Below are 13332 nucleotides of genomic sequence, written 5' to 3' on the forward strand. Positions count from 1 at the left end.
ATGTTCGTAAAAATACTTGTCTAAAGTCAAAATTCATTATATGATAATACCATAGATTTTCTGAAATAAAAGATAAAGGGGAGAATACGGTGAGTGATCGTAAAGCTGCTTTAGATATGGCACTACGCCAGATCGAAAAACAATTTGGAAAAGGTTCTATTATGAAATTGGGCGAGGCTCATGCAGCTACCAAAGTTGAGACTGTTTCTAGTGGTGCACTAGCTTTAGATATAGCATTAGGTATAGGCGGTTATCCTCGAGGCAGAATTGTTGAAATATATGGACCTGAGTCTTCGGGTAAAACTACTGTAGCCTTACATGCGATTGCTGAAGTCCAAAGAATTGGTGGACAAGCTGCTTTTATTGATGCAGAACATGCTCTAGATCCACAATATGCTAGTAAGTTAGGAGTTAATATTGATGAGCTGTTGCTGTCACAGCCTGACACAGGTGAACAAGCATTAGAAATTGCGGAAGCATTGGTACGCAGTGGGGCAGTAGATATAATTGTTATCGATTCCGTTGCTGCATTGGTTCCTAAAGCTGAAATTGATGGTGAGATGGGAGACTCTCATGTTGGATTACAAGCGAGGCTAATGTCTCAAGCATTAAGAAAACTTTCAGGGGCTATTAATAAGTCCAAGACGATTGCGATTTTTATCAACCAAATTCGTGAAAAAGTTGGAGTAATGTTTGGAAATCCTGAAACTACTCCAGGTGGAAGAGCTTTAAAATTTTATAGCAGTATTCGTCTTGAAGTTAGACGTGCTGAAACTATCAAGCAAGGTAATGAGATGGTTGGAAATAAGACTAAGATAAAGGTTGTTAAAAATAAAGTTGCGCCACCTTTCAAGCAAGCCGATGTAGATATTATGTACGGTGAAGGTATTTCAAGGGAAGGAAGTCTTTTAGATATTGGATCGGATTTAGACATTGTATCTAAAAGTGGTGCTTGGTATTCTTTTAATGATGAAAGACTTGGACAAGGTAGAGAAAACGCCAAACAATACCTTAAGGAGCACCCTGAGATTGCGGAAGAGATAGAATTTAAGATAAGAGAGCACTATAATCTTGGGGATACCCCCGGTACAATCTCAGAAACGGATGGTAATCCTATGATAGAAGCATAATCATTTATGATAGTAATGTGATAGCTAAAAAATAGAGCACCTATTGAGGTGCTCTATTTTTGGAAGGTGAAATTATGTCAAAGATTATGAAGATAACAAAGATTGAACAACAAATTAACAATAAAAAAAGATATAATATCTATGTTAATGACAACTATGCCTTTTCAGTTCATGAAGATGTCTTGATTTCCTTTCGCTTACTTAAAGGTAAAGAGATTGAGCAGGAAGACTTTCAAGCGATTATTCAAGAAGAAGAAAGGAATAAAGTATGGCAAAAGTCACTGAAATACATCAGTTATAGGCCAAGAACTGAATTGGAGGTTAAACAGTACTTAACTCGACAAGGTTATGCCATTGAGCTGATCGAGCCCATTGTAAATAAATTGAAAGACGAGCGACTATTGGATGATAAGTTATACGCAAAGCAATTTATTAATCAAAGGATTAATTCCAATCCGAAGGGGAGAAAATTATTAGCCTATGAGATGAAAAATCGAGGCTTAAGTGATACGGTTATTGGTGATACTTTAGAAGAAATTGATGATAATCTAGAATATGAGATGGCAGTGAAATTGACAGAAAAGAAATTAAAACAACTTAAAGGCCAAAATCGAACGGAAGTTCAAAGAAAATTGGCTGCTTATCTTGGTCGAAGAGGATTTTCCTACAATACAATCAATAGAATACTGCAAGAGCACAATGGAAATAATTTACAGTCGGAAGAATCATTTTAAATTGGTGCTTCTTGACAACCCTTACATTGAATAATAAAATAATTATGTATATTTTTTTCAGTTCCATTTCTATTTTTACTTTGATTATGTCATTTCCTTTAACAATGAAAGATTTTAAAATGAACGAATTCCAAAGACCGAGCTGGGATCGGTCTTATTTTTTAGGTAAGCAAAGGGAGGTGAACCTATGGATGTATTTGATATTTCCCTTTTGCTTGCGTCAACTACTGTAGGAGTAAGTGTGGGTTATTTAATTAGAAGATCCATTGCTGAAGCGAAGATCTCAGGTGCTGAAGAGGCGGCTAGAAAGATTGTTGAACAGGCAAATAAAGAAGCCGAGGCTTATAAAAGAGAGTTGATTTTAGAAGCAAAGGATGAAGCCTACAGAATTAAAAATGAAGCCGATAGAGATATTAGAGAGAGACTATATGAAATTCAACGTTTAGAAAGAAGATTACTTCAAAAAGAGGAGTCATTAGATAAGAAACATGAACAATTAGACAGAAAAGAAGAATCTCTAAATCAAAAGGAAAAATTAATATCAGAGACGCGAGCAAAGGTTGAAGAATTGTTGCAAGAACAGATTGCTGAACTCGAAAGAATTTCGGGCTTAACTTCAGAAGAGGCTAAACAAATCATCTTAGAAAATGTTGAGCGAGAAGTCCGTCATGAAGCTGCATTAAAGATAAAAGAAATTGAGCAAAAAACTCGTGAGGATGCAGACAAGAAAGCTAGGGAAATTATAACTACTGCGATTCAACGTTGTGCTGCTGATCATGTTGCAGAAACCACCATTTCTGTAGTTACTCTGCCAAATGATGAGATGAAGGGTAGAATTATTGGTAGAGAAGGAAGGAATATTCGAGCTTTAGAAACCTTAACGGGTATTGATCTGATTATTGATGATACTCCTGAGGCTGTGATTTTATCCGGGTTTGATCCGATAAGGAGAGAGATCGCTCGTACTGCTCTTGAAAAATTAGTTGCAGATGGCAGAATTCATCCGGCAAGAATCGAGGAGATGGTGCTTAAAGCTCGAAAGGATGTTGATGAGAGAATTAGAGATTACGGTGAACAAGCTACTTTTGAAGTAGGTGTTCATAATTTGCATCCTGATTTGATTAAAATTTTAGGTCGACTTAAGTTTAGAACTAGTTATGGGCAAAACGTATTGAAACATTCCATTGAAGTTGCTCATCTATGTGGTTTAATGGCTGCTGAACTAGGAGTAGACGTAACACTAGCTAAGCGTGCAGGGTTATTACATGACATTGGTAAAGCAATTGATCATGAAGTGGAAGGATCACACGTAGAAATAGGAGTCGAATTAACAAAAAAATATAATGAACATCCTGTAGTGATCAATAGTATAGCTTCTCACCATGGAGATGTTGAACCTACATCAACAATTTCAGTACTAGTTGGTGCAGCTGATGCTTTATCTGCAGCAAGACCTGGTGCTAGACGTGAGACTTTAGAAACTTATATTAAACGATTGGAAAAGTTAGAAGAAATATCAAACTCCTTTGTTGGGGTTGAAAAATCTTATGCGATCCAAGCAGGAAGAGAAGTTAGGATCATGGTTAACCCAGAAAATATTAGTGATTCTGATGCTTATCTTCTTGCAAGGGATATTACTAAACGGATAGAAAATGAACTTGATTATCCTGGGCATATTAAAGTTACTGTTATACGTGAAACTAGAGCGGTCGAATATGCAAAATAAAGTGGCGATAGCCACTTTATTTTTTTAAACTTTAGAATAAATATGGTGATCTTGGAAAATATGGGGTAATAAAGAAATCTAGAATTTAGTTACAAAAATATTAGGATTGCATGACGTTATATGAATCTCTCGCTTAGATGCAGGGTTTAAGTTATAATAATCGTTGAAGTAATCATGATGTTTTTTAGGAACTAGGGGTTACGGCAATGACTAGAGGGAGTGACAAAATATGAGAATTTTATTTATAGGTGATATAGTTGGTTCTCCGGGTAGATTGGCGATAGAAGAAAATATTGTGAAATTGAAAGAAAAATATCATCCACACATTATCATTGCTAATGGAGAAAATGCTGCTGGAGGCAGAGGAATAAATGAAAAAATAGTGAAACAATTTTTTCAATGGGGAATTAATGTAATTACCTTAGGAAATCACACGTGGGATCAAAAGGCTATTTTTGACTTTATTGATGATTACAAAAATTTAATAAGGCCTGCTAATTTTCCAGAAGGTACACCTGGAAATGGATATACGATGATTCATTTTAACAATTTTAAACTTGCAGTTATAAACTTACAGGGGCGAACATATCTTCCACCCCTTGAATGTCCATTTAAAACTGTAGATATGTTAATTGAGAAAATTAAAAAAGAAACAGTTAATATTATCGTCGATTTTCATGCTGAAGCAACTTCTGAAAAACAAGCACTAGCTTGGTATCTAGATGGAAGAGTATCTGCAGTTATTGGGACACACACCCACGTTCAGACTGGTGATGAAAGAATCCTTCCAAATGGAACAGCTTATATTACTGATGTGGGAATGGTAGGTCCTTATGATGGAATATTGGGTATGAAAAAAGAGGCGGTAATCGATAAGTTTCTTACTCAATTACCTAATAGATTTGAAGTGGATAAGAGTAGTAAATGGCAGTTAAATAGTGTGATTATAGATATTAATCTTGTAACAGGTAAAGCTGAAAAAATTGAACGTATAAGGATTGATCCTGATCATCCACTATGGTAGGGTTTGTTCTAAATTTTTTGATATTTTTTATTTAACTGGAAGGAATCATTTGAAGATTTAACGAATATATATAGTAGTGGTTTCAATCCATCAATTGAGGAGGTTTCAATCCATGGAAGTATTAAAGGTTTCAGCAAAATCTAACCCTAATTCTGTTGCAGGTGCACTAGCTGGAGTACTTCGCGAGCGTGGTGCCGCTGAAATACAGGCTATTGGCGCGGGTGCACTTAATCAAGCTGTGAAAGCAGTAGCGATTGCTAGAGGGTTCGTTGCGCCAAGTGGTGTTGACCTTATATGTATACCTGCCTTCACAGATATTGTAATTGACGGTGAAGAGCGGACAGCTATCAAATTGATTGTCGAGCCACGATAAAACTAAGCATAGAAAACCTGTTTTTCCCTAGGAAAAACAGGTTTTTCTCCTTTTAAGAACAATAGCAAGGGAGAGATATTCTTTGATCATTGATGCGCATACTGATGTTTTATGGAAGATGTTAAAGGATGAAAAACTTGATTTTTACCAATCCAGCGATCAATTAAGTTTGAATTTTCCAAAAATGATTAATGTTGGGGTTAGTGTTCAAATATTTGCTATTTTTGTTTCTACATCAAAACAGCCGAAATTCCAACAAGCTATTAAATCAATTGATACTTTTTACGAAAAAATAATTAAAAAAGCTGATAAAATTCAATTAGCAACAACTTACTTCCAACTAGAGGAGATATTAAAAGCTAAGAAAATAGCTGGACTGCTATCGTTAGAAGGTGCTGAAGCTTTAGAGGGAGATTTAAGTAAGCTAAGAATACTTCACAAACTCGGGGTGAAAATAATTGGTTTAACATGGAATCATGCTAATGAAGTTGCTGATGGAATTATGGAACCAAGGGGTGGTGGCTTAACCACTTTCGGGAAGATGGTAATTGATGAAATGAACAGATTAAATATGATAGTTGATGTATCGCATCTTTCTGAAAAAGGATTTTGGGACGTAGTTGAAATTACTAGAAAACCAATCATCGCCTCACATTCAAATACTAGAAAGTTTTGCAATCATCCTAGAAATTTAACAGATAAGCAAATTAAAGCCATTATAGAGAGCGGTGGGATGATTGGAATTACATTTGTTAAAAATTTTGTAGCAAATAAAGATCACGCAACTATTGATGATTTAATTCTGCACATAGAACATATTGCTGAGTTGGGAGGAATCTCTAATGTTGGATTAGGTTCTGACTTTGATGGGGCAACTACTTTATCTGAATTACAAGATGCTAGAGATCTTGATAATCTAGCAAATAATTTACATAAAAAATTTCCAAGCCATATTGTAAGAGCAATTTTAGGTGATAACTGGCTAAATTACTTTAAAAGAGCCTTATAAATCTGAATGATCAGATTATTACGAAATAGTGAGAGAAACAATATATCTATTGATTTTTTAAGCTTTTTTTTATTGTTTTACAATTTTATAAAGAATACTAAATAGTTAAATAGTTTGCATTTTTTTAAAATTAGTCATACACTAGAGCAGGGATTATGTTATATTTAAGGTAAGGTGACTAATAGAGATAAAAAATATATTACATCAAATGGGCAATTACAGATTTTTATTATTAAAAGGGGTGGAGAAAAAATGGTTAATCAACTTTCATGGAAAGTTGGAGGGCAACAGGGTGAAGGCATAGATAGTACTGGTGAAATTTTTGCAACGGCACTTAATAGACTTGGCTATCATTTATTCGGCTATCGTCATTTTTCTTCTAGGATTAAGGGTGGTCACACTAATTATAAGATTAGAGTTACTACTAAATCTATGAAAGCAATCTCAGACAATCTAGATATATTAGTTGCCTTTGATCAAGAGACAATCGACTTAAATAGTGGTGAATTACGTGATGGCGGAGTTATAATTGCTGATTCCAAATTTAAGCCTGTAGCAAACAAGGATAATGTTAGGCTTTTATCGGTACCTTTTACAGAAATTTCACGAAATCTTGGGAATATCTTAATGAAAAATATGGTAGCTCTTGGTGCAACAAGTGCTTTGTTAGGGTTATCAATTGAAAGTTTTAAAGAGATAATAGAGGAAATGTTCTTAAGAAAAGGTCAAGAAGTTGTTGATAAAAATATGGAAGCGCTTAAACAAGGCGCAGAATATGTAAACAAGGAGACTAATGGTCCATTAGAAGAATTACGTTTAGCTGAAGCTGATGGTAAAAAACGTCTTTTCATGACAGGTAATGAAGCGGTTGCCTTAGGCGCAATCGCTGCAGGAGTGCGTTTTATGCCTGCATATCCTATTACCCCAGCTTCTGAAGTGATGGAATATCTAATAAAGAAACTACCTAAGTTTGGTGGAACTGTAATTCAAACTGAAGATGAAATTGCTGCGGTTACAATGGCGATTGGAGCCTCTTATGGCGGAGTTCGTACAATGACATCTACTTCTGGACCTGGTTTAGCATTAATGCAAGAAGCTATAGGGTTAGCAGGTATTACTGAAACTCCATTAGTTATTGTTGATGTCCAACGTGGTGGTCCTAGTACAGGGTTACCAACAAAAAATGAACAAAGTGATTTTAACGCTGCAATATTTGGAACCCATGGTGAAATTCCAAAAATCGTCATTGCACCTAATTCTATCGAGGACGCATTTTATGATACCGTAGAAGCATTTAATCTTGCAGACCGCTATCAATGCCCAGTTATCGTATTAACTGATTTAGCATTGGGCATGGGTAAACAAACTGTGGAACCTCTTGATTATGATAAAATTGAAATTGATCGCGGAAAATACTTGGGTGACCAAGAGCTACCAGAATTAGAGGGAGAACTTTATAAGCGTTATTTGTTCACTGAAGACGGAATTTCACCTAGAGTAATCCCCGGACAGAAGAACGGTATCCATCATGTAACTGGTGTTGAACATGCTGAAACTGGTCTCCCATCTGAAAACCCAGTTAATCGCAAAAAGATGATGGAAAAACGCTTAAATAAAATTAATAATATTAAGATTAATAACCCAGTTATTATAAATAAATCACACGATGAAGCAGAAATCTTAGTAATTGGTATCGGATCAACCCATGGGGCTATTGCAGAGGCAGTAAGTAGATTAGAAAAAGATGGTTATAAAATTAACCAAGCCCATATTCGTCTAATTCATCCATTACCTAAAGATCAATTAAAGGAATTAATGGAAAAAGCCAAGAAGGTAATAGTTGTCGAAAATAATGGTACAGGACAAATTGCTAATTTATTAAATATGAATTTTGGTATGATCGATAAAGTTAAAAGCTTACTTAAGTATGATGGTAATCCTTTCTTACCTTCTGAGATTTATGACGGAATTAGGGGGTTGATCTAAATGTCAACATTTAAAGACTTTCGTATTGATATAAAACCTAACTGGTGTCCAGGTTGTGGAGATTATTCCGTTTTAACAGCTATCCAAAAAGCAGCAGCTAATATAGGACTTGAACCAGAAAATATGGCAGTTGTTTCTGGTATTGGATGTTCCGGTCGTATTTCAGGATATATTAAATCTTATGGATTCCATAGTATCCATGGACGTGCTCTTCCAATTGCTCAAGGTGTTAAGATGGCAAATCGTGATTTAACCGTATTAGCGGCAGGTGGAGATGGAGACGGATTTGCAATCGGTACAAATCATACTATTCATGCGATTAGAAGAAATATTGACATTACCTATGTTGTTATGGACAATCATATTTATGGATTAACTAAAGGTCAAACATCGCCTTTAAGTTCTTTTGGAGCAAAAACAAAAAGTACTCCATTGGGATCAATTGAACAACCTATTCGTCCATTAGAATTGGCGATTTCTGCGGGCGCTGGTTTTGTTGCTCAAGGTTTTGCAGGTAATCTTGCTCAATTAACTAAGATCATTGAAGAAGGTATTAAACATAAAGGTTTTTCTTTCATCAATGTATTTAGTCCATGTATAGCTTTTAATAAGTTTAACACTTATGATTGGTTTAAAGAGCGTATTGTCAATTTAGATGAAGATCAAAATTTTGATAATTCAAATAGGGTTTTAGCAGTTCAAAAAGTTATGGAACATGATAGCTTAGTAACTGGTATCGTCTATCGAGACCCAGAACGTGAATCATATGAGAATTTAGTTCCTAACTTTAAGCAAGAGCCTTTAGTTAAACAAAATATGAGTATTTCTAGAGAAGATTTCACAGATCTCTTAAGAGAATTTGAATAATAATAAAAAATTATGACTACCCAGATAAATAAATGGGTGGTCATTATTTTTTTAATTTGTAACAATTGATAAAAATAAGTTATAATGTATATTGCCTTACATAACATACATCATAGGGAAGGAGTTTATGCAATGAGGGTACCTGTGGGTATTTCTAACCGTCATATACATTTATCAAGAAATGATTTAGATGCTCTATTTGGAGAGGGATATGAACTAAATATATTAAAGGATTTATCCCAACCGGGCCAATATGCATCAAAGGAAGTTGTAACTATTGTAGGGCCTAAGGGGAAAATAGAAAATGTGCGCATTCTTGGACCTGTACGGAGGGAAACTCAAGTTGAAATATCTCGTACGGACAGCTTTGCATTGGGAGTGAAACCTCCTGTACGTGATTCAGGGTTATTAGTGGATACTCCAGGGGTCAAGATAATTGGACCTAAAGGTGAAGTTGAGCTGGAAAAGGGAGTAATTTTAGCAGCTCGACATATTCATTTCCATACTTCAGACGCTAAGGAATTTGGTGTTAAAGATCAAGACCGCGTTCGTGTACAAGTAGGAGGCGAAAGGGGTGTAATTTTCGAAAATGTTTTAGCAAGAGTTTCCGAAAATTATGCTCTTGAATTCCATGTAGACACAGACGAAGCGAATGCAGCAGGCCTTAAAAATGGTGATGAAGTAGAAGTACTGTATTACGAGAATTGATTAATATGATTTATAAGAGGAAACATCAGTTAAAGAATTGGCTTTTGCCAATTCTTTAATTCTAAATCCGAGATTTTTAAGTCATATATCAAAATATATAACACATAGTTGAAAATACTATAGAAGTTAAAATAAGAAAGGTTGAAATAATAAATGAGTTTTCAAAGAGTGTTGGAATACGCTCATAAACTTGTAGAAGAACGAACTAATCAGGGAGATATAGTCGTTGACGCTACCTTAGGGAATGGGAATGATACGTTGTTTTTGGCAAAACTTGTTGGGGATTCAGGGAGAGTTTATGGTTTTGACGTACAGAGGGAAGCGATTGCGAAAACAATTGCCAAATTAAAAATTGACAATTTAGATTCTCGAGTAGAATGTATTGAAGCTAGTCATGAATACATTGATAAATGGGTAAAGGAACCAGTAACAGCGGCGATGTTCAATTTAGGTTATCTACCGGGCTCAGATAAATCGATAACAACTAAACCACAAACCACTATAAAAGCAATTGAGATCCTACTTAAACTTTTAAAAGTTGGAGGAGTTATAACTTTAGTACTTTATATCGGACATGATGGAGGAGCTGAGGCAGCAGAAGTTGAAAAATACTTACAAACACTACCTCAAAAAAAATATGCTGTTATTAAATATCGATTCTTAAACCAGGTCCATAACCCACCGTTCCTTATAGCGATAGAAAAAATCAGAGAATAAAAAATTAACTTATTTTTTTCAAAAAAAAATACTTCTGTCTACTAGGTATGGACAACTCATATTTACTATTTTAGGCTTCGGTGATATAATGACTCTGATGTTACTAAGTTTTTTAGTATTTCCAACTCGAAAGGAGAGTACACTGTGGAAGGAAAAATGAAAGCTATTGTGAAGTCTCAAAGTGGACCTGGCGCGGAATTAAAAGAGGTTGATATACCGAAGATCAAACCAAATGAAGCGTTAGTAAAAGTAAAAGCTACTTCTATCTGTGGCACAGATGTACATATATATACTTGGGATGATTGGGCAGCAAGTCGTATTAAGCCTGAAATGATCTTTGGACATGAGTTTTCTGGAGAAGTCGTCGAGGTAGGTAGCGAAGTTACAAATGTAAAGGTTGGGGACCATGTTTCTGCTGAAACCCATATTATTTGTAATGAGTGTCATCAATGCCAAATCGGTCAATATCATGTATGTCAAAATACAGAAATATTAGGTGTAGATCGTAATGGTGTTTTTGCTGAGTATGTTGCGATTCCGGCGACCAACTTATGGAAGAATGATCGGGACCTTCCGTTTGAAATCGCTTCCATCCAGGAACCAATGGGTAATGCTGTTCACACACTTTTATCGGGAGAAGTAACAGGTAAAAATGTGGTAGTTATTGGTGCAGGACCTATCGGTATAATGGCGGCAGCTACTGCGAAGGCAATTGGAGCTAAGCAGGTAATAATTACGGATATTAACGATTATCGTTTGAAATTAGCTGAAAAAATGGGTGCTACAATAACTATTAATTCCAGCGAAGTAGATCCTGTAAAGGAAGTATATGATATAACTGATGGTAATGGGGCAGATGTTGTCTTGGAAATGTCTGGACACCCCGTTGCTATTCAACAAGGTTTTAAAATGCTAACATTTGGTGGTAGAATATCAATGTTAGGATTACCTTCAAAGTCAGTTGAAATCGATATTACAAACGATATTGTTTTCAAAGGTGCAACTATCCATGGTATTACTGGAAGAAAAATCTTTGAAACTTGGCAACAAGTTTCTGGTTTATTAAAATCAGGTGCTGTTGATTTAAATCCAATTATAACCCACACCCTTCCATTAGAAGAATTTGAAAAAGGTTTTGAATTGATGATCAGTGGTAAGTCAGGGAAGGTAGTATTAATCCCTTAAATTTTTATAAAAAATATATTAAAGAAAAGGAGGAAGATGATGAAAGGATTTGAATATCTACACGAAGAGCTTGAGTCCATGAAAGAACAGGGTTTATTCCGAAACTTAGTAGAAATCGAGTCAGACCAATGTGCAAAAGTTGTAATCAATGGGAAAGAAGTAATTCAACTTTCTTCCAATAACTATTTGGGTCTAACCAACCACCCACGTTTAAAAGAGGCTGCTCTAAAAGCTGTTGAGAAGTATGGAGCGGGAACCGGCTCTGTTCGTACAATCGCTGGGACTTTTAGTATGCATAATGACTTTGAGGCAAAACTTGCGAAATTTAAGCATACTGAAGCTGCGTTAGTTTTCCAATCAGGTTTTACAGCTAATGTGGGTGTTTTATCATCTTTATTAACTGAGCAAGACGTTGTAATAAGTGATGAATTAAACCACGCAAGTATTATTGATGGTATTCGCTTAACAAAAGCAGCTCGTCGTATCTATAAACATAATGACATGGATGATCTCAAAGAAGCATTAGAAGAAACTCAGAAATATCGTAAGCGATTAATCGTTACTGATGGCGTATTCAGTATGGATGGGGATATTGCTCGATTACCAGAAATTGTTGAATTAGCAGAACAATATGATGCGCTTGTTATGGTTGATGATGCCCATGCAAGCGGAGTCTTAGGGGACAATGGTAGAGGTACTGTAGACCACTTTAAACTTAATGGTAGAGTACATATTCAAGTTGGTACTTTATCTAAGGCAATTGGTGTTTTAGGAGGATATGTCGCCAGTGATCAGGTTGTTAGAGATTATTTGATTCATAGGGCACGGCCATTCCTATTTAGTACTTCTCATCCACCAGCAGTAACTGCTGCGGCTAGTGCAGCTATTGATTTATTGCTAGATGAGCCTCAATTGATTGAGCGTTTGTGGGATAACACTAAATTCTTTAAAGAAGGATTAAAAAATTTAGGTTTCGATATTGGAGTAAGTGAGACACCTATTACTCCAGTAATTGTTGGTGATGGTGCACTTTCACATAAGTTATCTGATCGTCTGTTAGAAGAAGGAGTTTTTGCACAAGGAATTGCCTATCCAACAGTTCCAAAGGGTAAAGCTAGAGTGAGGACAATCGTAACTGCTGCTCACAGTAAGGAAGATTTACAAAAGGCCTTAGATGCTTTCGAAAAAGTAGGTAAAGAATTAAAAATTATTAAATAAAATAGCAGCCTTCTGGCTGCTATTTTTGTAGTACCTATTCTTCATTTGGGGAGCCAATTTTCATATGAAAACTTGGCTTTTTACCTTTTAATCCTTCATAATGCTCAGGGGCATACTGATTTTTTTGAGATTTTGCTTCTCTAGCTCTAGGTACTCCTTTAGGTTTGTATAGCTCTGTTGCAAACTCTTCCCTAGCAAAATCACGTTTATTTCTAAAAATATCGTTATTGTTTGGCATAATATCTCCCCCAAATCAGAATGGTGTATCTTTAAGATACCCATTTTTATAAAAATTACGAAAAAAATTGTCCTTTAAAAAATAACAAATTCTTGATATAATACTACATTGTATTATTACTATTCATTTAGTAAAAACTTTAACAATTCTTTTTTATAAATTAAAAAGCAATAGCGTTGCATAAAAGTTATAGTGGTTAGTTCACACAATATTCTGAACAATATTTTCCTAAACTTCGACCAAAGAACCAGTAACCAACTAAAGGTGATCACTGTCCATTTGGCAATTATTACTATTTGATTTAATTATTCACAAAAAAACAAAACAACTTACAATAACTATTTTTATCCTGGTGCTTTAACCATTAACTTTATCCAATTATCGTATGGCTTCCAAAGTAAAATTCGTAACCAGCGA

13 protein-coding genes are annotated in these 13332 nt (G+C 35.2%); 12 read left to right on the forward strand and 1 reads right to left on the reverse strand.

Annotated features, from left to right (window positions below; genetic code table 11):
• Positions 1-89 precede the first annotated feature (89 nt).
• The 12 genes from recA (at position 90) to BHF71_RS00840 (ending at position 12677) form a co-directional block, all read left to right on the forward strand.
• Positions 90-1130: a recombinase RecA gene (gene recA, locus BHF71_RS00785; RefSeq protein WP_069655787.1), complete on the forward strand. Its 1041-nt coding sequence runs from the start codon at positions 90-92 to the stop codon at positions 1128-1130.
• Between the two features lie 74 nt (positions 1131-1204).
• Positions 1205-1864, forward strand: coding sequence for a RecX family transcriptional regulator (locus tag BHF71_RS00790; protein ID WP_141705306.1), 660 nt, complete (start codon positions 1205-1207; stop codon positions 1862-1864).
• A 187-nt stretch (positions 1865-2051) separates the two neighbouring features.
• Positions 2052-3590: a ribonuclease Y gene (gene rny, locus BHF71_RS00795; protein ID WP_069655789.1), complete on the forward strand. Its 1539-nt coding sequence runs from the start codon at positions 2052-2054 to the stop codon at positions 3588-3590.
• Between the two features lie 229 nt (positions 3591-3819).
• Complete coding sequence (locus BHF71_RS00800; protein WP_069655790.1) at positions 3820-4614, forward strand: TIGR00282 family metallophosphoesterase; 795 nt, start codon at positions 3820-3822, stop codon at positions 4612-4614.
• A 112-nt stretch (positions 4615-4726) separates the two neighbouring features.
• The gene (gene spoVS / locus BHF71_RS00805) at positions 4727-4987 is read left to right on the forward strand and encodes a stage V sporulation protein SpoVS (RefSeq protein WP_003385776.1); all 261 of its coding nucleotides are present in this window, start codon (positions 4727-4729) and stop codon (positions 4985-4987) included.
• 82 nt (positions 4988-5069) lie between these two features.
• Positions 5070-5996 (forward strand): dipeptidase, encoded by a 927-nt coding sequence (locus BHF71_RS00810; protein WP_084024052.1) that lies wholly within the window; start codon positions 5070-5072, stop codon positions 5994-5996.
• Positions 5997-6248: 252 nt separating this feature from the next.
• Positions 6249-7982 (forward strand): 2-oxoacid:acceptor oxidoreductase subunit alpha, encoded by a 1734-nt coding sequence (locus BHF71_RS00815; protein WP_069655808.1) that lies wholly within the window; start codon positions 6249-6251, stop codon positions 7980-7982.
• Positions 7983-8849 (forward strand): 2-oxoacid:ferredoxin oxidoreductase subunit beta, encoded by an 867-nt coding sequence (locus tag BHF71_RS00820; protein ID WP_069655791.1) that lies wholly within the window; start codon positions 7983-7985, stop codon positions 8847-8849.
• A 132-nt stretch (positions 8850-8981) separates the two neighbouring features.
• The gene (pduL, locus tag BHF71_RS00825) at positions 8982-9557 is read left to right on the forward strand and encodes a phosphate propanoyltransferase (RefSeq protein ID WP_069655792.1); all 576 of its coding nucleotides are present in this window, start codon (positions 8982-8984) and stop codon (positions 9555-9557) included.
• 153 nt (positions 9558-9710) lie between these two features.
• Entirely contained in the window at positions 9711-10274 is a 564-nt protein-coding gene (mnmM, locus tag BHF71_RS00830) for a tRNA 5-(aminomethyl)-2-thiouridylate-methyltransferase MnmM (RefSeq protein WP_069655793.1), read from the forward strand.
• 144 nt (positions 10275-10418) lie between these two features.
• Positions 10419-11459 carry an L-threonine 3-dehydrogenase gene (gene tdh / locus BHF71_RS00835; protein WP_069655794.1) on the forward strand — a complete coding sequence of 347 codons (1041 nt, stop codon included), beginning with the start codon at positions 10419-10421 and terminating at the stop codon, positions 11457-11459.
• A gap of 39 nt (positions 11460-11498) precedes the next feature.
• Complete coding sequence (locus tag BHF71_RS00840) at positions 11499-12677, forward strand: glycine C-acetyltransferase (RefSeq protein ID WP_069655795.1); 1179 nt, start codon at positions 11499-11501, stop codon at positions 12675-12677.
• A gap of 34 nt (positions 12678-12711) precedes the next feature.
• On the opposite strand, the gene BHF71_RS00845 is transcribed toward BHF71_RS00840, so the two are convergent.
• Positions 12712-12915 carry a hypothetical protein gene (locus BHF71_RS00845; RefSeq protein ID WP_069655796.1) on the reverse strand — a complete coding sequence of 68 codons (204 nt, stop codon included), beginning with the start codon at positions 12913-12915 and terminating at the stop codon, positions 12712-12714.
• Positions 12916-13332 lie beyond the last annotated feature (417 nt).

Source organism: Vulcanibacillus modesticaldus, assembly GCF_001730235.1.
GTDB classification, from domain to species: domain Bacteria; phylum Bacillota; class Bacilli; order Tepidibacillales; family Tepidibacillaceae; genus Vulcanibacillus; species Vulcanibacillus modesticaldus.